General features: G+C 69.5%; 22 protein-coding genes. 16 read left to right on the top strand and 6 right to left on the bottom strand.

What is annotated here, in order from left to right; genetic code table 11:
* The 6 genes from EVS83_RS13020 to EVS83_RS12995 form a co-directional block, all read left to right on the top strand.
* Window positions 1-728: M48 family metallopeptidase (locus tag EVS83_RS13020; protein WP_166636906.1), on the top strand; the 728-nt coding region annotated here is incomplete at its 5' end.
* A gap of 369 nt (window positions 729-1,097) precedes the next feature.
* Entirely contained in the window at window positions 1,098-2,111 is a 1,014-nt protein-coding gene (locus EVS83_RS13015) for a hypothetical protein (RefSeq protein WP_133501474.1), read from the top strand.
* A gap of 94 nt (window positions 2,112-2,205) precedes the next feature.
* On the top strand, window positions 2,206-2,643 hold the full coding sequence (locus EVS83_RS13010) for a hypothetical protein (RefSeq protein WP_133501473.1): 438 nt from the start codon (window positions 2,206-2,208) through the stop codon (window positions 2,641-2,643).
* On the top strand, window positions 2,640-3,323 hold the full coding sequence (locus EVS83_RS13005; RefSeq protein WP_133501472.1) for a C39 family peptidase: 684 nt from the start codon (window positions 2,640-2,642) through the stop codon (window positions 3,321-3,323). Before EVS83_RS13010 ends, EVS83_RS13005 begins: the two co-directional genes overlap by 4 nt.
* Entirely contained in the window at window positions 3,323-3,799 is a 477-nt protein-coding gene (locus EVS83_RS13000; protein WP_133501471.1) for a hypothetical protein, read from the top strand. The genes EVS83_RS13005 and EVS83_RS13000 overlap by 1 nt, the downstream gene beginning before the upstream one ends.
* Window positions 3,800-3,821: 22 nt before the next feature.
* Window positions 3,822-5,243, top strand: a complete 1,422-nt coding sequence (locus EVS83_RS12995) for an acetate kinase (RefSeq protein WP_208108744.1) — start codon at window positions 3,822-3,824, stop codon at window positions 5,241-5,243.
* A gap of 70 nt (window positions 5,244-5,313) precedes the next feature.
* On the opposite strand, the gene EVS83_RS12990 is transcribed toward EVS83_RS12995, so the two are convergent.
* Both EVS83_RS12990 and hemH read right to left on the bottom strand, forming a co-directional pair.
* A complete protein-coding gene (locus tag EVS83_RS12990) occupies window positions 5,314-6,162 on the bottom strand; it encodes an alpha/beta fold hydrolase (RefSeq protein WP_133501469.1) in 849 nt (282 codons plus the stop codon).
* Window positions 6,162-7,133 (bottom strand): ferrochelatase, encoded by a 972-nt coding sequence (gene hemH / locus EVS83_RS12985; RefSeq protein ID WP_425456106.1) that lies wholly within the window; start codon window positions 7,131-7,133, stop codon window positions 6,162-6,164. Before hemH ends, EVS83_RS12990 begins: the two co-directional genes overlap by 1 nt.
* Window positions 7,134-7,282: 149 nt before the next feature.
* Between hemH and EVS83_RS12980 the strand changes: the two genes are divergently transcribed.
* The 4 genes from EVS83_RS12980 to tatC are packed head-to-tail and all read left to right on the top strand — an operon-like array spanning window position 7,283 to window position 9,616.
* Window positions 7,283-8,170 (top strand): lipid-binding SYLF domain-containing protein, encoded by an 888-nt coding sequence (locus EVS83_RS12980; protein ID WP_133501467.1) that lies wholly within the window; start codon window positions 7,283-7,285, stop codon window positions 8,168-8,170.
* 59 nt (window positions 8,171-8,229) lie between these two features.
* Window positions 8,230-8,460 (top strand): twin-arginine translocase TatA/TatE family subunit, encoded by a 231-nt coding sequence (gene tatA, locus EVS83_RS12975; protein WP_133501466.1) that lies wholly within the window; start codon window positions 8,230-8,232, stop codon window positions 8,458-8,460.
* 18 nt (window positions 8,461-8,478) lie between these two features.
* Window positions 8,479-8,892: a Sec-independent protein translocase protein TatB gene (gene tatB, locus EVS83_RS12970; protein ID WP_133501465.1), complete on the top strand. Its 414-nt coding sequence runs from the start codon at window positions 8,479-8,481 to the stop codon at window positions 8,890-8,892.
* Window positions 8,879-9,616: a twin-arginine translocase subunit TatC gene (gene tatC / locus EVS83_RS12965; protein ID WP_133501464.1), complete on the top strand. Its 738-nt coding sequence runs from the start codon at window positions 8,879-8,881 to the stop codon at window positions 9,614-9,616. Before tatB ends, tatC begins: the two co-directional genes overlap by 14 nt.
* 1 nt (window position 9,617) lies before the next feature.
* Here tatC and EVS83_RS12960 read toward each other — a convergent pair whose 3' ends face one another.
* Both EVS83_RS12960 and EVS83_RS12955 read right to left on the bottom strand, forming a co-directional pair.
* Complete coding sequence (locus EVS83_RS12960) at window positions 9,618-10,538, bottom strand: BPSS1780 family membrane protein (protein ID WP_133501463.1); 921 nt, start codon at window positions 10,536-10,538, stop codon at window positions 9,618-9,620.
* Window positions 10,535-11,332 carry a glutamine amidotransferase gene (locus EVS83_RS12955; RefSeq protein ID WP_133501462.1) on the bottom strand — a complete coding sequence of 266 codons (798 nt, stop codon included), beginning with the start codon at window positions 11,330-11,332 and terminating at the stop codon, window positions 10,535-10,537. The genes EVS83_RS12960 and EVS83_RS12955 overlap by 4 nt, the downstream gene beginning before the upstream one ends.
* A gap of 120 nt (window positions 11,333-11,452) precedes the next feature.
* On the opposite strand from EVS83_RS12955, the gene glyQ reads away from it, so the two are divergent.
* The 6 genes from glyQ to EVS83_RS12925 all read left to right on the top strand — a co-directional run bounded on the left by glyQ (window position 11,453) and on the right by EVS83_RS12925 (window position 21,402).
* The gene (glyQ, locus tag EVS83_RS12950; RefSeq protein WP_425456105.1) at window positions 11,453-12,361 is read left to right on the top strand and encodes a glycine--tRNA ligase subunit alpha; all 909 of its coding nucleotides are present in this window, start codon (window positions 11,453-11,455) and stop codon (window positions 12,359-12,361) included.
* Window positions 12,358-13,008, top strand: coding sequence for a glutathione S-transferase family protein (locus EVS83_RS12945; protein WP_133501460.1), 651 nt, complete (start codon window positions 12,358-12,360; stop codon window positions 13,006-13,008). Before glyQ ends, EVS83_RS12945 begins: the two co-directional genes overlap by 4 nt.
* Window positions 13,005-15,095: a glycine--tRNA ligase subunit beta gene (gene glyS / locus EVS83_RS12940; protein WP_133501459.1), complete on the top strand. Its 2,091-nt coding sequence runs from the start codon at window positions 13,005-13,007 to the stop codon at window positions 15,093-15,095. The genes EVS83_RS12945 and glyS overlap by 4 nt, the downstream gene beginning before the upstream one ends.
* A gap of 99 nt (window positions 15,096-15,194) precedes the next feature.
* A complete protein-coding gene (locus EVS83_RS12935) occupies window positions 15,195-16,985 on the top strand; it encodes an autotransporter assembly complex protein TamA (RefSeq protein ID WP_133501458.1) in 1,791 nt (596 codons plus the stop codon).
* A complete protein-coding gene (locus tag EVS83_RS12930; protein ID WP_133501457.1) occupies window positions 16,982-21,118 on the top strand; it encodes a translocation/assembly module TamB domain-containing protein in 4,137 nt (1,378 codons plus the stop codon). The genes EVS83_RS12935 and EVS83_RS12930 overlap by 4 nt, the downstream gene beginning before the upstream one ends.
* Window positions 21,119-21,180: 62 nt before the next feature.
* On the top strand, window positions 21,181-21,402 hold the full coding sequence (locus EVS83_RS12925; RefSeq protein ID WP_133501456.1) for a hypothetical protein: 222 nt from the start codon (window positions 21,181-21,183) through the stop codon (window positions 21,400-21,402).
* 7 nt (window positions 21,403-21,409) lie between these two features.
* Here EVS83_RS12925 and EVS83_RS15705 read toward each other — a convergent pair whose 3' ends face one another.
* Complete coding sequence (locus EVS83_RS15705; protein WP_166636905.1) at window positions 21,410-21,586, bottom strand: hypothetical protein; 177 nt, start codon at window positions 21,584-21,586, stop codon at window positions 21,410-21,412.
* A gap of 147 nt (window positions 21,587-21,733) precedes the next feature.
* Window positions 21,734-22,426: a DUF4142 domain-containing protein gene (locus EVS83_RS12920; protein WP_133501455.1), complete on the bottom strand. Its 693-nt coding sequence runs from the start codon at window positions 22,424-22,426 to the stop codon at window positions 21,734-21,736.
* Window positions 22,427-22,534 lie beyond the last annotated feature (108 nt).

Genomic DNA, 22,534 nt, shown 5'->3' with positions numbered 1-22,534 from the left:
CGCTGCCGGACGGTCGCATCGTGGACGTGCAGCGCGTCGACAACCGCCGCGTGCGCGGGCTGCGCCTGACCGTCACCGAGCGGGGCATCCGGCTCACGGTGCCGCCGCGCACGAGCGATCGTCGCGCGCTCGCCTTCGTGCAGGAACATGCCGCCTGGCTCGCCGGCCAGCTCGCGCATACGTTCGGCGACGTGCAGCCGCTGCGCATCGGCGAAAGCACGACGCTGCCGTTGCGCGGCGTCGATGCGCCGCTGCAGTGGCGCGAAGGCCGTTTCCTGCGCGTCGAGCTCGACCATGAGCAGGTAGTCGCCACGCTGCCGCCTGCGCTTGGCGAAGCCGCGGTGCGCAAGGCGTTCTCGAATTTCTATCTGGCGCAAGCGAAGGCGGACGTCGGGCGCTGGATGCCGAAATACCTGCCGACGCTGCCGCGCGCGCCGCGCACGACGACGATCCGTCCGCTCACGTCGCTGTGGGGCTCGCTCGCTCCGGACGACCGCATGCGCCTGGATCTCGCGCTCGTGCTCGCGCCGCCCGCGGCGTTCGAATACGTGCTCGTGCACGAGCTCTGCCATCTGATACAGGCGAACCACTCGCCCGCATTCTGGGCGGAAGTCGAACAGCGCTTTCCCGACTGGCAGACGCAACGCGAACTGTTGCGTTCGCGTGGTCGGCCGATCAAGGCCGCGTTGCGCGCCGTCTGCGAAGTGCGCGCGATCCCGCACGATTGAATTGCGTCGGCACGGTTTCGCATGGTCGTGTCCGCTGCCCGCGTTGGTCGTTGTCAGAGCTCCACACGCGCGAAAACGTGCACTGCGTGCGAAACGGCCATCTCGTTTTCGTGCTCGTTCGGTTAAAGCGGACTCGTGCGTGCAGCTTCATGCGCGGAAAAATTTTCGATGCTGTTGAACGGTTTGCAGACACGACATGTGAATTTCGAACGCCTCGCTTGACGCTCGGGTTCGCAAAGCATTCATCCATGTGGGGCGCGCGCGAATTCGTGACGTAGGTCACGGGTTGGCACGGGATATGCGACGAGGGCGATGCGTCCGAAAAGGGGCGCTTCCTCCCCTGAAATTCGACATCCCAAGGAGAACCACATGCGCAAGAACCTCATCGCCGCCTCCGTCGCACTGGCGCTCGGCTTTGCCGCTGCCCCGGCGTTCGCGCAGAGCGTGACCGACGCGTTGAACAGCAACGACCGCCTGACGCTCGCCGGCACCACCGCGACCGACAGCTCCACCAACGACGCCTACAACGACAACTCGACGAACGACTCGAACAACGACAACCGTTCGGGCTTCAATAACGACTCCACGAACGATTCGTACAACGACAACTCCACCAACCTCGACCTTGCGATCTCGGACTCGGGCAACGACAACTCGACGACCGACTCGCACGACGACAACTCGACGGACAACTCCACCGACAACAGCGTCGCCCTCGCCACGCTCGGCAGCGCGGCGGCCAACAACGGCGGCACCGCGTCGTCGAACATCTCCGACTCGTTCAACACCAACAGCGCGACGGCCAGCTCCGTGCTCGCGGGCGCGGTGAGCGGCAACGGCTTCGGCCAGGTCGGCAACTACGCCGACAACAGCGGCAGCGCGCGCGGCGGTAGCGGCGGCGACGGCCTGGGCCTGGGACTTGGCGTCGGTCTGGCCGGCAGCGGCAGCAACGACGGTGCCGACGGCCGTGGTGGCCGCGCACGTGGCGGCCGCGGCGGTGACGACGGTGGCGCGGCGGCCTCCGGCGGTACGCAGGCCCTCATCCCGATCCTGAGCGCGGTCGGTGGTGGCGACACCACGTCCGCGGTCGGTGGCGCGGGCGGCGACGGCGGAGACGCCACTGCCGGCGACGGCACCGGCGGTTCCAACACCAGCGGCGATGCGACGGCCGATGCGTCCGGCACCGGCACGGGCAGCGGCGGCGCCGGCGGCGCGGGTGGCACGGCCTATGCCGATGCGGGTTCGTTCGACATGTCGAACCAGGCCAACGGCTCGGCGAATGCCGCGGCCGGGATCATGGTCATCGGCCAGAACAGCGGCGCGATGTCGATGGTGCAGCAGGCGGTCACCGTGCAGTCCAACCTCAACGTGGGCGGTCACTGAGTCCGGCTCGGATGCGCCGCTTCGGCGGCGCATCTCCGGTTCCAACGATGCCGGCGGGGTTCGCCCCGCCGGTTCCGCCCATCAGGAGACTGCCATGCGACTGCTTTTCCCCACGGCCCTCGTGATCGCGGGCGCGTCCATGTTCGCGGCCCCCGCCGCGCGCGCGGGCGACGTCATCGATCCGCTCCTCGTTCCCGTCGTCGCCGCGGCCGCGGCCCAGCTTCCGGCTGCACCCGCCGACGGCACGATGCTGGCACCACCCGTCGCCACCGATGCACTGGACGATCTGCGCGGCGGTACCGACGTCAACATCGTCAACAGCAACAACAAGACCATCATCACCAACACGTCCGACGTGGACGGCACGGTCGACAACAACGTCGCACTCAACACGATCAGCGGCGGCAACATGGTCGGCGGCGGCTCGTTCGGCAATGCGGCCGGCCTGTCGACGGTGATCCAGAACAGCGGCAACAACGTGCTGATCCAGAACAGCACGGTGGTCAGCATCCAGTTCGCGCCGATGCCATGAGGCCCGGTGCGTCGCTGCTGCTGATGGTCGGGCTCGCCTTCGCGTCCTGCGCGACGGCGTCGACGGTCGATGTGCGGCCGCCCGGCCAAGAGTACACGGTGCCCGTCACCAGCCTGAAGGAGGCCCGCTTCCGCACCACGGTGCGCCAGCAGTTCGACTTCAGCTGCGGATCGGCGGCCACCGCCACGTTGCTCACCTTCCAGTACGGCAAGCCGGTGACCGAAGCGGAGGTGTTCAAGCAGATGTTCGCCACCGGCGATGCACGGCGCATCCGCAAGGAAGGCTTCTCGATGCTCGACATGCGGCGCTACCTCGCGTCGCAGGGCTACGAGGCCGACGGCTTCCAGCTGCCGCTGGACAAGCTGGCCGAGGAAGGCCTGCCGGCGATCGTGCTGCTCAACGACCGCGGCTACCGGCATTTCGTGGTGGTGAAAGGCATTCGCGGCGAACGCGTGCTGCTCGGGGATCCCTCCCGCGGTACGCGCTCGATGCCGCGCAGCCAGTTCGAACGGCTGTGGGACAACCGGGTGCTGTTCGTCGTGCACAACCGCCGTGAGTTCGCGCAGTTCAACAAGCCGGCCGACTGGCGCATCGCGCCCGCCGCGCCGATCGACACCGTCATCCAGCGTGAGGGCCTGCAGAACATCGCGATGCCCAAGCGCGGGCCGGGAGATTTCTGATGCGCTTTCCCGCCTTACTCGCTCCATTCCTGTTCGCGATCGTGGTGTTCGCCGCACCCGCGCGTGCCGACGAGGTCGATCTCGGCCCGCCGGTGCCGCAGGAGCGCCTGGACGAACTGCGCGGTGGGTTCGACCTGCCGACCGGGCTGTCTGTGGCGTTCGGCTTCGAACGCACCGTCACCGTCAACGGCGAACTGCTGGTCACGCAGCACGTCAACATCCCCGACATCTCCACCATGACCTCCGACCAGGCCGCGCAACTCGCCTCGGTCACGCAGGGCGTCACGGTGCAGATCGGCGGCGGTACGACGATCACGCCGAACGCCGGCACGTTGATCATCCAGAACGCGTTGGACGGTCAGTCGATCGAATCGTTGACATCCCTTCACGCCACCGTGAATACGCTGAGCCTGTTGCACGACATTCATTTCCAGCAGTCGCTGGGTGACACGTTGCAGCTCGGCGGCACGCACTGACGCCATTGCCATGAGGATTCCTATGTCACGGATGCTGGGTCGTCTTTCCCTCGCGGCGTCGATCTCGATCGCGGTCGCCGGCCACGCGCAGGCGCAGGAGGTCGATCGCGTCACGCAGCTCGAGGCGCTGGTGCATGCACAGGCCGACGAGCTCGCGACGTTGAAACAGACGATGGACGCGCAATCGCGTGACATCGCCGATCTTCGCCAGCAATTGCACGAGCGCGAACTCGACGCACTGCGCGGCGAAGGTGCGCCGGCCTCGTCACTGGCTGGTGCGGCAGCGACGGCGACGAGCGTGGTGTCGGCAGCGGCGACGCTCGATGCGATGTCCCCCCTCGCACCGCCGTCGTCGGGCGGCAGCGCACCGCTGATGGCGGGCGCAGCGCCCGCACCGCAGCAGTCGACGGGCACGGCGCCCGGCGGCCAGCAGCCGGTGGGTCGCGCACCGACCGAGGAGAGCACGCGTCCGCAGGTCGCGCAGATCTTCGACCAGCCGGGCGTGCTCACGCCGCAGGGCAAGTTCGTGCTCGAGCCGTCGGTGCAGCTCGGTTATTCGGCGTCCGACCGCGTCGCGCTGATCGGCTACACGATCATCCCGGCGATCCTGATCGGCCTGATCGACGTGCGCCAGGTGAAGGCCACCACCGCCACCGCGACGCTCACCGGCCGCTGGGGCGTGACCAACCGCTTCGAGCTCGAAGGCCGCGTTCCGTACCTGTACGCGAACACCGACACGATCAGCCGCGAGATCTTCACCGGCTCCGCGACCGATCGCGTGTTCAACACGCACGGCAGCGGCCTGGGCGACGTCGAGATGACCGCGCGCTACCAGTTCAACCAGGGCGGCCCGAACAAGGCGTACTGGGTCGGCTGGCTGCGCTACAAGTCGCGTACGGGCAAGGACCTGTTCGAAGTGCCGACCGACTGCGTCACGCGTTGCGTCGACAACGCCACCGGCACCGGCCTGCCGCTCGAACTGCCGACCGGCACCGGCTTCGAATCGCTGCAGCCGGGCGTGACCTGGCTGTTCGCGTCCGACCCGGTCGTGTTCTTCGGCGGCTTCAGCTATCTGCACAACTTCGAGCGCAATAACGTCTCGCGCACGGTGCTCACCGGCGCGCCCGACGGCTTCCCGCAGACGACGACCGAACCGCTCGGCGATCTGAAGGCGGGCGACGTGCTCGGCTTCAACGTCGGCCTCGGCCTCGCGCTCAACGAGAAGGCGGCGATCTCGCTCGGTTACGACCATTCGTGGGTCGACACGATCAAGCAGAACGGCGAAACACTGCCCGGCTCCGCGCGCCTGATGCTGGGCACGCTGCTGATCGGCGCGTCGTACACGTTCAACCAGCACGCGAGCCTCAACGTGTCGCTAGGCGTGGGTGTCACGCGTGACACCCCGGATACGACTTTCACCGTGCGTGTGCCCGTGACGTTCTGAACTCCCCCACGCCGAACGTCACCGCCCGCAACCCCGCGCCCCACGGCGCGGGGTTTTTATTTGCACAGTCTCAATGCTCGCCGCGCAGGAACGGGCCGATCGCGGCGGCCACGGTCTCGGGAATTTCCATGTGCAGGTGATGGCCGCCTTCGATGCCGACGACCTCGACCGTGCGCAGGTTCGCCGCGCGTGCATCGCGTGCATCGGCGGGGAAGAACCGGAACGCCGGCACCGCGTGCACCAGTCGCACTGGGCATTCGATCGCGGCGATCACGTCGCGCATCTGCCCTTCGGTCATGCGCACTGCCGTCGGCCGCGTGAGGCGCGCATCGCTGCGCCAGGTGAAGCCGCCTTCGGCCGCCGGCGCGAGCCCGCGTTCGACGATCGGACGCGCTGCCGCTTCGGTCAGGCCGCCCGCCTGCAACCGCGCACGCACCGCCATCGCGACGTCGGGGAATACACGGCGCCGTGCGCCCGCCGGTTCGCCGTGCACCGCGAACGCCTCGCGCAGACGGGTCGCGGTGCGGTCCTCGGCTTCGGTCAAACCGCCAAGCGCTTCGATCAGCGCGAGCCTTTCGATGCGCTGCGGTGCGGCGGCCGCGACCAGCGTCGACGTCGCGCCGCCCATCGAATGGCCGAGCAGCGAGAACGTCGACCAGCCGAGTGTGTCCGCCGCCGACAGCACCGCGCGCGCCGCGGCGACGAGCGTGTAGTCGGCGGATGGCGGCAGATGCGCGCTCGCGCCGTGACCCGGCAGATCCAGCGCGACGAGATCGAGGCCGTGCAGATGCGCCGACAGCGGCAGGAAGCTCGCCGCGTTGTCGAGCCAGCCGTGCAGCGCGAGCACTGGCACACCGCCGTGGCCGAAGCGCAGCCCGGCGAGGCGGCCGAACGGTGTGTCGAGATGGATCTCGCGCATCAGCCCGCCAGCGCGCGTCGCGCGAGATCCGTGATCACCCGCGCATGCGCGGGCGAGTCGTTGAGGCACGGGATGTAATTCAGACGCCCGCCCGCCTCCGCGAACTCGTGCGCGAGCATCTCGGCGATCTCCTCGAGCGTCTCCAGGCAGTCGACGGCGAAGCCCGGGCAGACGACATCGACGTCGAGCACACCGCGCGCCGCGAACGCCTGCAGCGTGGACTGCGTCGACGGGCCGATCCACCTCTCCTTGCCGAACTGCGACTGGTACGACAGCGACCACCGCGACGCATCGAGCCCGAGCGCGTCCGCGATCGCCTTCGACGACGCCTCGCACTGCCGCTGGTACGGATCGCCGCGGCGGATGAAGCGCTCCGGGAGGCCGTGGTACGAGAACAGCAGGTGGCGATCACCGCCGCGTTCGGCGCGTGTCGCACGGATGCTGTCGGCGACGGCCGCCACCCAGCCGGCGTCGAGGTGGTAGTCCTCGATCACCTGCGGCTTGAGCCTGTCCATGCGTGCGACGACGTCCTCGACCGATGCGGTCGTCGACGTCGAATACTGCGGATACAGCGGCAGCACGACGACGCGCGCGTAGCCCTCACGTTCGAGACGTGCCACCACGCCGCGCAGCGACGGCGCGCCGTAGCGCATCGCGTCGACGACGTGCACGTCCGGCATTTCCGCCTGCACCGCCCGCGCCAGTCGACGCGTGTACACGGCGAGCGGCGAGCCGCCGTCGGGCCCGTCCATCCAGATCGACGCGTACTTCTTCGCCACCGGCTTGCCACGCACCGGCAGGATCACGAAGTGCAGCAGCGGGCACCACAGCCAGCGCGTGAGGTCGACGACGCGATGATCGTGCAGGAATTCGGCGAGATAGCGACGCACGGCCACGGGCGTCGGGGCATCGGGCGTGCCGAGGTTGGCAAGGACGAGCGCAGTGCGCGAAGCGGCGGAAGTCATCGGCATAGCATGACAGCGCACCGCGTCCGGACGCCCGTGCGCTGACGCAACGCCGCGTCGTCATTGCGGATCGACACGGTCCGCCGCCACGGTTGCTTGATATTCATCGCGGCATCACTAGCCTGAACCACCCCGACCCCCCTCCGGTATCCGCCATGGCCCGTCGTCCCCGCCTGTCCGGCCTCGTCCTCGCGTTGAGCCTCGCCGCCGCCGCACCTGCCGCGTTCGCCGGCCCCGTCGAGGACGACCGCGCCCGCAACGCGCTGCGCGTGCTGCGGGAGATCCGCGAGATCCCCGAGTCGGCGATTCCGGACAAGCTGCTGGACGAGGCGCGCGCGATTGTCGTGGTGCCCGACACGCTCAAGATCGGCCTGGTCGTCGGCGGCCGCCGCGGCCACGGCCTGATGGCGGTCAAGAACGCGGACGGCACCTGGTCGCAGCCCGCGTTCGTGAAGCTCACGGGCGGCTCGATCGGTTTCCAGGCCGGCCTGCAGTCGTCCGATATCGTGCTGGTGTTCCGCGGCGATCGCGGCGTCGATTCGATCGTCAACGGCAAGGTGACGCTGGGCGCGGATGCGTCGGTCGCCGCCGGCCCGGTCGGCCGCAGCGCCGCCACCGCCACCGACGGCCAGCTCAAGGCCGAGATCTGGTCGTGGTCGCGCGCGCGCGGCCTGTTCGCGGGCATCGCGCTCGACGGCGCGGCGCTGCAGGTCGACGACGAAGCGGACCAGCTCGCCTACGGTGCCGGCACCACGCCGCGCATGATTTTCGAAGGCCGTGCGACCGGCAAGCCGTCCAACGCGCTCGTGGATTTCCGCGATGCGCTGGAGGAAGCCAGTGCCGCCGCGCGCGCCGAGCGCAACGGGACGTCGTCGTCGGTGGCGGCCAGCGCCGCGCAGCCGGTGACCCCGGTGAATGCGCCGACGACCGCACCCGCGAGCACCAGCACCCCGGTGCCGGCGAGCGCGCCCGCAGCGGCCGACCCCAAGCCGCAGCCGTTCCAGAACGCGGAACCTGCGGTGAAAACCGAACCGCTGCCGTAATTTCCGTCGCGGGCGCTGCGTTATCCTGATCGTCTTCCTTTTTCGCAGCGAGCAGCGCCATGGGCGGCATGAGTCTTACCCACTGGTTGATCGTGCTGGTCATCGTCGTGCTCGTGTTCGGCACGAAGCGCCTGACCAGCGGAGCCCGCGACCTCGGCGACGCCGTGCGCGAGTTCAAGAAGGGCGTGCGCGGCGATGACGAGGCGCAGCGCCTGCGCGACGAGCGTCGCAACGACGACGTCGATACGCGCAGCCGCGACACCAGCGACACCGATCGCGACCGCCGCTAAGCGCCGCCGCGGCGCGCCATGTTCGACGTCGGCTTCTCGGAGCTGCTGCTCACCGCGCTCGTCGCGCTGATCGTGCTCGGACCCGAACGCCTGCCCAAGGCGGCGCGCCTGGCCGGCACGTGGATCCGCCGCGCGCGCCTGCAGTGGCAGGCGGTCAAGAACGAGCTCGAGAACGAGCTGGCCGACGACGAGATGCGCCGCAGCATCCTGCGCGCCCGTGACGAACTGCGCGAGGCGCAGGATTCGTTGCGTGCGCAGCTCGCCGATGTCGAAGCGCGCATGACGCGTGCGCCGGACGCACCGGAACCCGCGCCGTCCCCCGCGTCCACCGACGCCGCACCGCTGCAGGCGCAGCTCGCCGACGTCGAGGCATCGATGACCGCGCCGTCCGCCGACGCCTCGACTCCGGCTTCCCCGAATGAGCAGCGCTGACGCGCACCTTCCGCCCGAAACGCCGCGCCTGCTCGATCACCTGATCGAGCTGCGCGCCCGGCTGCTGCGTGGTGCGATGGGCGTGATCGTCGCCTTCGTCGCGCTGATGCCGATCGCCGGCAAGCTGTACACGCTGCTCGCGCATCCGCTCCTCAAGACGCTGCCGGGGTCCGGCCATCTCGTCGCGACCGATCCCGCCGGCGGCTTCTTCGTGCCGATGAAGCTGGCCTTCATGACGGCGATCTTCATCACCGCGCCGTGGCTGCTCTACCAGGCGTGGGCGTTCGTGGCGCCGGGCCTGTACAAGCGCGAGAAGCGCATCGCGCTGCCGTTGCTGGTGTCGGCGGTGACGCTGTTCTACGCCGGCTGCGCGTTCGCGTATTTCGTCGTGCTGCCCGCCGCCTTCGCGTTCCTCGCGCGCTTCACGCCCGACGTCGTCGCGCAGACGCCCGACATCGGCAAGTACCTCGACTTCGTGTCGGTGATCTTTCTCGCGTTCGGCGTGAGCTTCGAGCTGCCGGTCGCGCTCGTCATCCTGTCGCTGCTCGGCTGGGTGACGCCGGCGCAGCTGCGCGAATGGCGCGGCTATGCGGTGGTCGGCATCTTCGTCGTCGCGGCGGTGATCACCCCGCCGGACGTCGTCTCGCAGCTCATGCTCGCGGTGCCGATGTGCCTGCTCTACGAGGCGGGCATCGTCGCGTCCGCGCTCGTCGCCAGGCGCTGACTCAGGCTTCGATCTGCATGCGCGTGTCGGCCGCGGCCGTGGTCGGTGCGTCGAACATGTCGCGCCAGGCGTAATAGCTCGCGGCGACGAGCACGACCAGCACGATGACCGCGAACGCCGCCCACACCGCGAGCGCGACGAACGCCGCGAACGCCGGATGGATCAGCGACGCGATGCCGACGACCACGGCCGTGATGAGCGTGACGATGACCGCCGCGATCACGAAGCCGACCACGAACACCAGCGACGCCAGCAGGTTCGCGCCGAGGTTCACGACCGACGCGCGGAAGCCCAGGCGCAGGCTTTCGACGATGCCGACGTTCGACAGCGCGATCAGCGGCACGCACAGCAGCATCAGCGCCGCGCTGAAATAGTTGAAGGCCAGCTGCAGCAACTGCACGAAGAACAGCAGCGCAGGATGCTCCGGCTCCGGCGGCACGACGTAGTGGCCGCTCAGCGCGCCCTGCAGCGCCTTCATGCTCTCGGTCCAGTAATCCGGGCCGGTCAGCAGCACGAGCACCGCGACGCAGGCGAGGTTGAACACGATCTGCACGAGGCCCAGCGTCATCAGCGGACGCGCGCGGCCGTGCCCGAACGCGGCGAACAGGTCGCGCGCCCGCGTCGGCCGCCCGTGTTCGGCTTCGTGCATCACATGGATCAGGCCGGCGAGCAGCACCGGCATCACCAGCGTCAGCACGACGAACAGCGGAATGCCGACGGCAATGGATTCGCCGAGCGAGAGTTCGCTGCGGCCCTGCAGGCGCGACGCCACCGGCAACACCGCCAGCACCGACGCCAAGTACAGCGTGCACAGGAACAGCACCGCCGCACCGAACACCGCGCGCGGATTGCGGCGACCGATGTTCACCGCTTCCTTCATCCATTCCACGCCCTGCGCGACGGGCACCTTGCGCACGTTCATGCGCGGCCCTCCGAACGGGCGTGGGCGAAGCGCACGAAGCGGCGCAGCACGCGGCGCGAATGCGGCGTCGCGCTGACGCTGCGCTCGGTCGACACCGCGCAACGACCTTCGCCGTGCAACGCCTCGCGGCGTGCGCGGACGTAGCCGCGCATGTGCGTCGTGCTGAATTCGGGATGGAACTGCACGCCCCAGACGTGCTCCTTCCAGCGGTACGCGTGCACCGGGTCGTGGTCGGACTTGGCGAGCAGCGTGGCGCCGTCGGGCAGCTTCAGCACCGACTGCAGGTGCGTGGCCTGCGCGGCGAAACGCTCGGGCAGGCGCGCGAACAGCGGATCCTCGTTCGACGGCGCGAGGCGCTCGATCTCGACCGTGCCCATCTCGCGGCCTTCCGGATGCCAGCCCACCTCGCCGCCCAGCGCGTGCGCGATGAGCTGGTGGCCGTAGCAGATACCGAACAGCGGAAGGCCGGCCTGCGCGGCATCGCCCAGCCACTCGGCGGTGCGCTCGCTCCAGTCGCGGCGTTCGGTGACCATCGCGCCCGAACCGGTGACGATCACCCCAGCGAAGCCTTCGCGCGACGGCAGTGCTTCGCCGCGTTCGACGTCGACCACCACCGCGGCGTCGCGCGGCAGGCCGGCGGCGGTGCGGATCCAGTGCGGAAATCCGCCATGGCGACGCATCGACGCGACCGGTTGGCCGGTTTCGACGATCAGGAAGGGCGAGGTCTCGCCTGCGGGACGGGGCCGGCCGGAGTCGGCGGGGCCCGAAGTTTCGATGCGCGGGGGCTGCGCCATGGACGGCACGATCAGGTAGGGGACTCGACGCTCGCAGCCCGGTGCGGACGCGAGGAAAAAGGGTCGAAAAGCGCGTCGCTATACTAGCCCGCTTTCTCGCGCACGGGCATGGAACGCAGCATGACGGCCCCCACGTTCCAGGAACTCATCCAGCGTCTGAACGCCTTCTGGGGCGCGCAGGGCTGCACCCTCATCCAGCCGCTCGACCTCGAGGTCGGCGCCGGCACCTTCCACCCCGCGACGTTCCTGCGCGCGCTCGGCCCGGAGCCGTGGAACGCGGCCTACGTGCAGCCGTGCCGCCGTCCCACCGACGGCCGCTACGGCGAGAACCCGAACCGCCTGCAGCGCTACTACCAGTACCAGGTGGTGATGAAGCCGTCGCCGCCGAACATCGTCGAGCTCTACTTCGACTCGCTGAAGGCGCTGGGCGTCGACCCGCAGGTGCACGACCTGCGCCTGGTCGAGGACAACTGGGAGTCGCCGACGCTCGGCGCCTGGGGCCTCGGCTGGGAGGTCTGGCTCAACGGCATGGAAGTCACGCAGTTCACGTACTTCCAGCAGGCCGGCGGCCTCGAATGCCGCCCGGTGCTCGGCGAGATCACCTACGGCCTCGAGCGCATGTGCATGTACCTGCAGAACGTCGACAACGTGTTCGACCTGGTGTGGACGATCGGCCCCGATGGCACGCCGGTCACCTATCGCGACGTCTACCACCAGAACGAGGTGGAGCAGAGCGCGTACAACTTCGAATACGCGGACGTCGCCGAACTGTTCCATCGCTTCGACGCCTGCGAGGCCGAAGCACTGAAGCTCATCGAGCTCGGCCTGCCGCTCCCGGCGTACGACCAGGTCTGCAAGGCGTCGCATTCGTTCAACCTGCTCGACGCCCGCCGCGCGATCAGCGTGACCGAGCGCCAGCGCTACATCCTGCGCGTGCGCAAGCTGGCGCAGGGCGTGGCGCAGGCCTACTTCGCGCAGCGCGAGAAGCTGGGCTTCCCCGGGCTGAAGAAGCCGGCGGAGGCCGCATGATCCTGATCGGCATGTACGACTCGCCGTTTACGCGTCGCGTCGCGATCGCCCTGGCGCTGCGCGGCATCGCGTTCGAGCACCGCCCGTGGTCGGTCGGTGCGGACTTCGACCGGATCCGCGAGTACTCGCCGCTCGGCCGCGTGCCGGTCCTGGTGCTCGACGACGGCGAAGTGCTGATGGAGTCGTCGTCCATCCTCGACTGGATCGAGCACGAGACAACCGGTGAGCCATTGCTGCCGGCAGGCGGCAAGGATCGTCGCGAAGCGATGCGCCTGATCGGGATGGCGAGCGGCGCAGCCGATCGCGCCGTCGGCATCGTGCTCGAACGCGTGTTCCATGCGCCCGAAGCGCGCTCGCAGGCGCTGCTCGATCGCAGCCTCAAGCAGATCGAAGGCACGTACGACGCGCTCGATGCCGCCTGCGCGGCGCGTGCCGGCCAATGGCTCGTCGGCGACACGATGACGCTCGCCGACATCACCGTCGCCACGTACGTCACGCACGGGTCCAACGCGGCGCCGGTCGACCTGACGCGCTGGCCCGCACTCAAGGCGCACGTCGATCGCTGCGAAGCACTCGACGTGTTCGCCCAGCATTTCGTTCCGTTCTTCGTTCCGCAGCCCAAGGGCGCCAAGGAAGTCACCGCATGAAGCCGCTGCTGATCGAACTCGGCACCGAAGAGCTGCCGGTCAAGGCGCTGCCGGGCCTCGCGCAGGCGTTCTTCGATGGCGTCGTCAACGGGCTGCAGAAGCGCGGCATCGAGGTCGACACGACGGGTGCGAAGCCGCTCTACACGCCGCGCCGCCTAGCCGTCGCGCTGCCGAAGGTGGCGACGACGCAGCCGGAGCAGAAGTCGGAAGTGCTCGGTCCGTACCTCAACGTCGCGCTCGACGCGAACGGCACGCCGACGCGCGCGCTGGAAGGATTCGCGCAGAAGGCCGGCGTCGAGTGGACGCAGCTCGAGCGCACCACCGACAACAAGGGCGAGCGTTTCGTGCATCGCGCGGTGAAGCCGGGCGCGAATACCGCGTCGCTGCTCGGCGAGATCCTCGCCGAGGCCGTCGCCGGCATGCCGATTCCCAAGCCCATGCGCTGGGGCGCGAACGACTTCGGCTTCGCGCGCCCGGTGCACTGGCTGGTCGTGCTGTTCGGCACCGACATCGTCGACGTCGAACTGCTCGGCGTGAAGGGCGACCGCATGAGCCGCGGTCATCGCTTCATGTATGACAAGCCGGTGTGGTTCACCGATCCCACCGACTACGTCGAATCGCTGCGTTCGGCCAAGGTGCTGGTCGATCCCGACGAGCGTCGCGGCCGCATCCGCGGCGAGGTCGAGCGTGCGGCCAAGTCGGTCGATGGCGTCGCGCGCATCGAGCCCGGCATCCTCGAAGAGGTGAACGGCCTCGTCGAATGGCCGAAGGCCGTGCTGTGCAGCTTCGAGCGCGAGTTCCTCGAGGTGCCGCAGGAAGCGCTGATCGCCACGATGGAGGCGAACCAGAAATTCTTCCCGGTGCTCGACGGCAGCGACCGCCTGAGCGAGCACTTCGTCGGCATCGCGAATATCGAATCGAAGGACGAATCGGAAGTCCGCAAGGGCTACGAGCGCGTGATCCGCCCGCGCTTCGCGGATGCGAAGTTCTTCTTCGACGAAGACTTGAAGCAGGGTCTCGTGGCGATGGGCGACGGGCTGTCGGGCGTGACCTACCAGGCCAAGCTCGGTTCCATCGCGGACAAAGCCGCACGCATCGCCTCGCTCGCCGAGTCGATCGCCGAGCAGATCGACGTCGACCCGATGCTCGCGCGTCGTGCGGCCGAGCTGTCGAAGAACGACCTGCAGTCGCGCATGGTCGGCGAGTTCCCGGAACTGCAGGGCATCGCGGGCCGCTATTACGCGCTACGTGACGAGGCACTGTCCGATGTCGCCGATACCGCGCGCTACGAACTCGCGCAGGCGCTCGACGAGATCTACATGCCGCGCTTCGCCGGCGATTCAATCGCGCCGTCGACGCTGGGCCAGGTGCTCGCGATCGCCGAACGCCTCGACACGCTCGCGGGCGGCTTCGCCGCGGGTCTGCGTCCCACCGGCAACAAGGATCCCTTCGCCCTGCGTCGCAACGCGCTGGGTCTCGCGCGCACGCTGCTCGAGGGCCGCCATGATGTCGTGCTGCACGAGCTGGTCGAACGCGCCGTCGCGTTGCAGCCGACGCAGGCGCCGGACCTCAGCGCCTACGACGTCACGAACTTCGTCTACGACCGCCTGCGCGGCTACTACGCCGACCGCGGCGTCATCCCGCAGCAGTTCGACGCCGTGCTCAACGCGGTGCACGAATCGCTGCCGGATTTCGATGCGCGCCTCAACGCGATCGGCGACTTCGTGAAGCTGCCGGAAGCCGAAGCGCTGGCCGCGGCGAACAAGCGCATCCGCAACATCCTGCGCAAGGCCGAAGGCGAGGTCGGCACGACGCTCGATCCGTCGCTGTACACCGAAGACGCCGAGCGCGAACTCGCCGCGGCGGTCGATGCCGCGATCGCCGACACCGATCCGCTGCTCGACGCACGCGACTACGCCGGCACGCTCGCGCGCCTCGCACGGTTGCGCCCGGCCGTCGACACATTCTTCGACAAGGTGATGGTCAACGTCGAGGACATGGCGGTGCGCCGCAACCGCTTGGCGCTGCTGCAGCGCCTCGCCGACCGCCTCGGCAGCGTCGCCGCGATCGAATATCTGTCGATCTGATGCATGACCGCGCCGGGCATCGCGCCCGGTGATCGGGATACCGGCCGTGACGATGCGTCGTCACGGCCGCATTAACGCTGCCGTCGCTATCCTGACCCGATGCCGACCCGTCCGCGCGCGCGCCGCGCCGTCCTTGCCCTGCTGCTCGCGTTCGGCGTCGCGCTTCCGGCGTGGGCGGCGCGCGTCGCGCGTGTCGAGGTGCACGGGCTCGACGAGGTGATGACGACGAACGTCGTGGAGTCGCTGTCGATCAACGACGAGACGGGCACCGACATCGGCGACCGCCGGCTCGACTACCTGCTCGACCAGGCCGAGTCCGAAACGCGCGGCGCGCTGGAACCGTTCGGCTACTACTCGCCCACCGTGAAAGTGACGCGCGACGGCGAGGTGGTGCGCATCGACGTGACGCTCGGCCCGCAGGTGACGGTGCGTCGCGCGGCCGTGCACGTCGGCGGCGATGCGGCCAAGGACAAGGTCGTGACCGACCAGGTCGACGCGTTCCATCCCGTCACCGGCGAACCGCTCGATCACACGATCTACGAAGCGAGCAAGACGCGCATCTCGCGCACGCTCGCCGATCGCGGCTATTTCGATGCCGACCTCACCGCGCATCGCGTCGAAGTGACGCGCGCGACCGGCAGCGCGACCATCGACCTCGAATGGGCGAGCGGCGTGCGCTACGGCATGGGTGCGGTCACGTTCGTGCAGACGCCGAAATCCATCGTCGACGATTCGCTGCTGCGCAAGATGGTGCGCTGGGACATCGGCGCGCCGTACCAGCAGGGCCGCGTCGAGCGCCTGCGCGAATCGCTGCAGCGCCTCGACTACTTCTCCGGCATCGACGTCGCGGTGCATCCGGAGAAGGCGGTCGACCACAACGTGCCGATCGACGTCACGCTGACGCCGGCCAAGCGCACCGTCTACACCGTCGGCCTGAGTTACGGGTCCGACAGCGGCGCGGGCGCGCGACTCGGCATGGATCGCCGCTGGCTCAACCGCCGGGGCCACAAGGTGACGATCGACCTCGACTACGCGCAGCGTCGCAAGACGATGACGCTGCAGTACCGCATCCCCGCGTTCGCGTGGGTGGACGGTTGGTACACGATCGCGCTCCAGGGCGCGGACGAACAGACCGACTTCATCGACAACCGCCGACTCGAGTTCGTCGCGAGCCGCAGCGGGCGCATCAATCGCCGGCTCGATGCGGTCGCCGGCCTGCATGTGCTGCGCGAACGCTGGGCGTATGCCGCCGAAGACGACGGCGATCCGACGACGCCGCCGGACTATCGCTACGCATCGTTCGTGTTTCCGCAACTGGATGCGACCTATGTCGATGTCGACGATCGCCTGATGCCGCGTCGCGGCTACGGCGCGACGGCGTTCGTGCGTGGTGGACGCGGCAGCGCGGAAGGCGTCAGCGGCGTGCTGTTCGTGCAGGCGCATGCGACGCTCAACTGGTATCGCGGCCTCGGCCCGCGCAATCGCTTCCTCGCGCGCGGCGAACTCGGCCAGACCTGGAGCGACACGCCGACCGAGCTGTTGCCGCCGAGCCTGCGCTTCCACGCGGGTGGCGAACGCAGCATCCGCGGCTACGGCTGGCGTGAAGTCGGCCCGCGCATCGGTGCCCCCGGGCAGCGCTTCGCGGTCGGCGCGGAAAAGGTCGTCACCGCGAGCGCGGAGTTCGAGCACTACCTCAACGACAGCTGGGGCGTCGCCGGTTTCATCGACACCGGCAGCGCGTTCAACGACAAGCCCGACCTGCACACCGGTGTCGGCTTCGGCGTGCGCTGGAAGTCGCCGGTCGGCCCGGTGCGCCTCGACATCGCGCACGGCCTGAGCTCGCCCGATTCACCGGTGCAGATCTACCTCAGCCTCGGAGCCGAGCTGTGAGCCCGCTGCCCGACGCCCCGCCACCGGATCCGCGCGAACCGACGCCGGAAGAGCGCGAAGCGCGCATCCGCGAGCTGCGCGCGAAGCGTCGTGCACGCCTGCGCACGCTCGGCATCCGCAGCGCGATCGGCAGCGGCGCACTGCTCGTCGCGATCATCGCGTTCGCGTACTGGCTGCTGACGACGATCGCGGGCCGCGATCTCCTGCTCGCGCAGATCAAGGCACGCCTGCCGGCGGATGCATCGCTCGAGTGGAAGGACGCGGAGGGCCCGGCGTCCGGCCCAATGACGCTCCACGACGTGCGCTTCCGCTGGAAGAAGCTCGCGTTCGCCGCACAACGCGTCACCATCGATCCCGCGTTGCGCCCGTTGCTCGGGCGACGCCTGCGCCTCGACGCGATGCAGGTCGAAAGCGCGACGCTCGATCTTCCGCCGAACGACAAGCCGTTCGAACTGCCGCGCTGGCCGCAGTCACTGCCGCAGATCGTCGTGCCGCTTTCGTTGCAGGCCGACGACATCCGCATCGACGGCCTGCGCGTCACGCGCCAGGCCGCGCCGCTGATCGACATCCGCCGCGTGCGCGGCGGGCTCGATGCGTCGACGGGGCGACTCGTCGTGTCGAAGGTCGCGATCGACAGCGACCGCGGCCGGTTCGCACTCAATGGCACGTATGCGCCGGTCGATCGCTATCGCACCGACTTCGTCGCGACGGCGCTGGTGCCGGTGAAGGGGTCGAGCGCACCGCTGCGCCTGGGCTTCGTGGCGCGCGGCGATCTCGATGCGATGAACGTCGCGCTCGCCGGCGCAGCGCCCGGCCCCGTGCGCGCGACGATGACGCTGCGTGGTGCACACCGGCCGCACTGGGTCGTGCAGGCGAATGCGCACGACGTCGACCTCGGCGCGATCACGGGCACGCCCACCGATCCGCCGCAGATGGCGCAGCTCGACCTCGATGCGCGCGGCACCGGCGGCGACGGCACGGTGCGCGCGTCGTTCGTGCACGGCGACACACGCGTGCTGGTGCATCCGTCGACGCTGCATCTCGAACAGCAGGTGCTCGCGTTCGCGCCGCTCGATGTCGAGATGCTCGGCGGCCGCATCGTCGTGCGCGGCCGCGGCGACTTCGGCGAGCGCCACAACGCACGCGTCGATTACACCGTCGCGGCACGCGGGCTTCGCTGGGGCGAGGCCGCGTCGCAGGTCATCGCGGACGCGGACGTCGCCATCGCCGGCACGCAATCGGCGTGGACGGTGAAGGGAACGAGCGCACTGGTTCGCGGCGGTCGACGCGCCGAGCTCGCGCTCAACGGCGTCGGGCGTCAGGGTGTGCTCACCGTGCAGCGCCTGCAGGCACGCATGCCCACGGGCACGCTCGACGCGAACGGCCGCATCACCGCGCGCCCGCAGCTCGACTGGAACCTGCGCGCGAACCTCGCTGGTTTCGATCCGGGTTACTTCGCGCCGAGCTGGAGCGGCGCGCTGCGCGGTGCATTCGCCACCACCGGTCGTCGCGACGACGCCGGCGTGCTGCATGCGGTCGTCGATGCACCGCAACTCGGCGGCACGCTGCGCGGGCGTCGCGTCGGCGGCAGCGCGCACATCAACCTCGACGACGGCCTGTATCGCGGCGTGCTCGCACTGAATGTCGCGGGCGGGCGCCTGCTCGCGCAGGGCGAGGCCGGCTTCTCGCCGCTCGCGCGCTGGAACGCGACCGCACAGTTACAGCGTTTCGATCCGTCGTTCCTGATCGACGGCTGGCCCGGTGCGGTGGATGCGACCGTGCGCACGCAGGGCCATCGCGAAGCCGGCACGCCCGGTCACGCCGGCGTGCTGGACGCGACGTTCGACGTGCCGCGCCTCGGTGGCACGCTGCGCGGCCGTGCGCTCGCGGGCCACGGCAATGCGCACATTCGCGGTGGCGACATCGACGGCACCGTGCAACTCGTCGCTGGCGGGAGCCGACTGGACGCGAAGGGCCGCATCGGCGACCGGCTCGACATCGACGCGCGCCTCTCACCCGTGCAACTCGCCGATCTGCTGCCGAATGCCCGCGGCGTGGTGCGCGGCACGTTGCGCGTCACCGGTCCGCGCACCGCGCCGGACATCGCCGCGGATCTCGACGGCCGCGACGTCGCGTTCGCCGACTATCGCGCGGCGACGCTGACGGCGAAGGGTCGGCTGCCGTGGCATGCGGGCGCCGCACCCGGCGCACTCGTCGTGCACGGCAACGGCCTGCAACTCGGCATGCCGATGGATTCGCTGGACGCCGACGCACGCGGTGCGGTCGAAGCGCTGCAGCTGCGCGCGAATGCGCATGGGGACTTCGGCGGCGTGGCGGTGAACGGCGCGCTGCGTCGCACCGGCGCACAGTGGCTCGCGAACGTGGCGACGTTGCAGCTCAACCCGCAGCGCGGTGCGTCGTGGCAGCTCACGCGTGCGGCGAACGTGCGGTTCGGCGACGGTCGCATCGCGGTCGATGCCGCCTGCCTGCGTTCGTCCGCTGGCGGAGAACTCTGCGGCAATGCGGACTGGCCGCGGCGAGGCGCCGACATCACCGCGCGCGGCCTGCCGCTCACGCTCGTCACCGGCTACCTGCCCGCGCGCGCCGACGGCACGCCCTGGCTCGTGCGCGGCAACGTCGATGCGCAGGCGCAGCTGCGGCCGGCCGGCGGCGCGTGGCGTGGCACCGCGCACGTCACCTCGGCCGACGGCGGCTTCCGCCTCGATGCGACGCACAGCTACGAAGTGCTGCGCTGGCGCGCGCTCGATGCACGCGTCGCATTCGATCCGCAGCGCCTGCAGGTCGACGTCAATTCGGGCCTGTTCGATCGCGGCCGCGTGCAGGGCCGCGTCGCGATGGGCTGGGCCGCGCATGCGCCGCTGTCGGGCGATGTCAGCGTCGACACCGACGAGCTGACGTGGATGGAGCTGTTCTCGCCGGACATCGTCGACCCGCGCGGTCATCTCACGGGCCGCATCACCCTCGGGGGCACGCGACTGGCGCCGTCGCTCGGCGGCCGCGCGCAGCTCACCGGCTTCACCACCGAGATGCCGGCGCTCGGCATCAACCTCACGCAGGGCGTCGCGACGCTCGACGCGCTGCCCGATGGCACGGCGCGCATCAACGGCAGCGTGCGGTCCGGCGACGGCGTGCTCAATATCGACGGCCGCCTCGGCTGGCGCGACACGGGCGCGCCGTTGCAGCTCACGTTGCGCGGCACGAACGTCGAGGTCGCGAACACGCGCGAGCTGCGCGCGATCGCCAATCCCGACGTGCAGGTGCGCACGGGTGCGGGCCAACCGATCACGGTCACCGGCACCGTCGTCGTGCCGACCGCGCTGCTGATGCTCGAGCGCCTGGACGGACCGGTGAAGACGTCGTCCGACGTCGTGGTGCTCGACCCGGTCGACGCGCATGCCGACGTCAAGACGCCGGTCGCACTCGATCTCGCGCTGGTGGCGGGCAACGACGTGCGCCTGCAGGGTTTCGGCCTCGACGGAAAGCTCAGCGGCCGCGTGCAGGTGCACGGCACACCGGCCGGCGCGACGACCGCGCGCGGCGAGAGGGATGTGTCCGGCCGCTACGTCGCGTACGGACAGAAGCTCGACGTCACGCGCGGACGGTTGACGTGGCAGGGCGGCGACATCGGCGACCCGATCCTGGACGTGCGTGCCGAACGCGACATTGGCGGCGTGACCGCCGGCATCGACGTCACCGGCCGTGCATCGCGGCCGCGCGCGAACGTGTGGTCGAGCGACGGCGGCACGCAGTCCGAAGCGTTGTCGTATCTCGCGCTCGGCCGGCCGCTGCCGTCGGTGGGCGGCGCGCAGGGCGAACAGATCACCGCGGCGAGCGCGGCCTTGACGGCGGGCGGCAGCCTGCTCGCCTCGCAGCTCGGCGCGCGGCTCGGGCTCGACGACGCCGGCGTCAGCGAAAGCCGCACGCTCGGTGGCAGCGTGCTCGGCATCGGCAAGTACCTGTCGCCGCGCCTGTACGTCGGCTACGGCGTGTCGCTGTTCGGCGCGGGCCAGGTGCTCACGCTCAAGTACCTGATCCGTCGCGGCGTCGACTTCACCGTCGAATCGAGCTCGGTCGAGAGCCGTGCGTCGCTGAACTACCGAAAGGAAAAGTGACGCTCACGCAGCGGCAGCGGAGAGGGCGCTAGCGTCGGTGCATCCCCTCGCGGAGCACGACGATGACCAAGCTGCACGGCGACGATCCGAAGAACGAGGAAGTGCGCTTCGAGCAGGGCGAGCTGCGCAAGCCCGACGACCGCACCGACCAGCCCGGCCAGGGCGCGAATCTGACGCCGCCCAACGACGGCCACATGCGCGACGTGCGTCGCGACCCCGACGCCGAACCACGTACCGAGACGGCGCCGCTCGGCACGCCGCGCGAGGACGGCGGCAACAGCTGACGCGGGATCAGATGGTCGACTGACGCGTGTCGTCGGACTCGCGACCGCTGTTACGGCCCGACTCGACATCGCGATCCGCCGCGTTGCGCTGACGGTCCCGTTGTTCCTTGCGCGTGCGCGCGTGTTCGGCGCTCTCGGCCTTCTTCGGCGGCGGCGATGATTCGGGCGGCGTGCGATGGCTCATGACGTTGTCGTCAGCGCGGGTGGATGAGTAACAGCGTGCTGTCGCCGATGTAAGCCGACGTGACGCAGGCGCATTCATCCATGGCATTGCTCCATACGAAACGACCCGCACCGGAGTGCGGGTCGTTCGTCGATGCGTACCGTGCGATTACGCGGCCGGCGCGGTGCTGCCGCCGAGCTTCGCCTGAATGGCCTTGGCCTTGTCGAGATGCTGCTGCACGTGGTCGCGCGTCATCTGCAGGTGCTTCTTGACCGCGTCGTCGGTGGCGGCCGGGATCAGCATGGTGTCGAGCTTGGTGAGCGCGTCCTGGTGGCCGTTGACCATCGCATCGATGTAGGCCTTCGCGTACGCGTCGCCGTCGAGCGCGGCGAGCTGCTGCGTTTCCGCGTCGCCCTTGGTCTTCATGTCGGTGATCGCGGCGCTGTCGGCCGGCGCGCCGCCGTTCTTGTCGAGCAGGGCCTTGGTGTCGGCCATGTTCTTGCTGTGCTCGGTCTGCATCATGTTGGCGTACGCGAGCACGTCGCCGGTGACGTGCTTGCTCTTGGCCTGCTCGGCCGTCTTGACCTCGTGGTCGTTGACGACGTTGAGCAGCGCGAGCGCTTCACTCTGGCTGGGCGGCGTGGCCGGCGGGGTCGCGCTGGTGTCGGCCGGCGGCGTGGCGGTCGGTGCGCCGTTGGCGGTGGTGCCGCCGTTGGTGGCGTCGTTGGTCGCCGTGTCCGATGCGGCCGGGGCCGGTGTGTTGTTCGTGCCACCGGCGGTGTCGGCATTGCGGTTGCAGGCAGTCGTCGCAAACAGCACCAGCGCAGCGGCGGCGAGTGCGAGCGGGGTCTTGGCGTTCATGCGGTCGTCTCCATCGATGGATGTGTCTGCGACGTTCGAGAAAAGGTCCGTCGTCCGGACCGGATCGCGACGCTACCCCCGTTCAGTGGGACGCACCGTGAAGGAACC

Origin of the sequence: Cognatilysobacter terrigena (genome assembly GCF_004361065.1) — a bacterium.
Taxonomy (GTDB): Bacteria; Pseudomonadota; Gammaproteobacteria; order Xanthomonadales; family Xanthomonadaceae; genus Cognatilysobacter; species Cognatilysobacter terrigena.
This window is presented reverse-complemented; position numbering and strand designations above follow the sequence as displayed.

Coding starts and splice junctions, on each gene's coding strand:
- EVS83_RS12980 (WP_133501467.1), top strand. CDS start 7,283: ATGGCCCGTCGTCCCCGCCTGTCCGGCCTCGTCCTCGCGTTGAGCCTC.
- EVS83_RS12945 (WP_133501460.1), top strand. CDS start 12,358: ATGATCCTGATCGGCATGTACGACTCGCCGTTTACGCGTCGCGTCGCG.
- EVS83_RS12935 (WP_133501458.1), top strand. CDS start 15,195: ATGCCGACCCGTCCGCGCGCGCGCCGCGCCGTCCTTGCCCTGCTGCTC.
- EVS83_RS13010 (WP_133501473.1), top strand. CDS start 2,206: ATGCGACTGCTTTTCCCCACGGCCCTCGTGATCGCGGGCGCGTCCATG.
- EVS83_RS12920 (WP_133501455.1), bottom strand. CDS start 22,426: ATGAACGCCAAGACCCCGCTCGCACTCGCCGCCGCTGCGCTGGTGCTG.
- tatB (WP_133501465.1), top strand. CDS start 8,479: ATGTTCGACGTCGGCTTCTCGGAGCTGCTGCTCACCGCGCTCGTCGCG.
- EVS83_RS13015 (WP_133501474.1), top strand. CDS start 1,098: ATGCGCAAGAACCTCATCGCCGCCTCCGTCGCACTGGCGCTCGGCTTT.
- glyQ (WP_425456105.1), top strand. CDS start 11,453: ATGACGGCCCCCACGTTCCAGGAACTCATCCAGCGTCTGAACGCCTTC.
- EVS83_RS12955 (WP_133501462.1), bottom strand. CDS start 11,332: ATGGCGCAGCCCCCGCGCATCGAAACTTCGGGCCCCGCCGACTCCGGC.
- EVS83_RS12925 (WP_133501456.1), top strand. CDS start 21,181: ATGACCAAGCTGCACGGCGACGATCCGAAGAACGAGGAAGTGCGCTTC.
- EVS83_RS12990 (WP_133501469.1), bottom strand. CDS start 6,162: ATGCGCGAGATCCATCTCGACACACCGTTCGGCCGCCTCGCCGGGCTG.
- EVS83_RS12960 (WP_133501463.1), bottom strand. CDS start 10,538: ATGAACGTGCGCAAGGTGCCCGTCGCGCAGGGCGTGGAATGGATGAAG.
- EVS83_RS13005 (WP_133501472.1), top strand. CDS start 2,640: ATGAGGCCCGGTGCGTCGCTGCTGCTGATGGTCGGGCTCGCCTTCGCG.
- EVS83_RS12995 (WP_208108744.1), top strand. CDS start 3,822: ATGTCACGGATGCTGGGTCGTCTTTCCCTCGCGGCGTCGATCTCGATC.
- EVS83_RS15705 (WP_166636905.1), bottom strand. CDS start 21,586: ATGAGCCATCGCACGCCGCCCGAATCATCGCCGCCGCCGAAGAAGGCC.
- EVS83_RS13000 (WP_133501471.1), top strand. CDS start 3,323: ATGCGCTTTCCCGCCTTACTCGCTCCATTCCTGTTCGCGATCGTGGTG.
- glyS (WP_133501459.1), top strand. CDS start 13,005: ATGAAGCCGCTGCTGATCGAACTCGGCACCGAAGAGCTGCCGGTCAAG.
- hemH (WP_425456106.1), bottom strand. CDS start 7,133: ATGCCGATGACTTCCGCCGCTTCGCGCACTGCGCTCGTCCTTGCCAAC.
- tatA (WP_133501466.1), top strand. CDS start 8,230: ATGGGCGGCATGAGTCTTACCCACTGGTTGATCGTGCTGGTCATCGTC.
- tatC (WP_133501464.1), top strand. CDS start 8,879: ATGAGCAGCGCTGACGCGCACCTTCCGCCCGAAACGCCGCGCCTGCTC.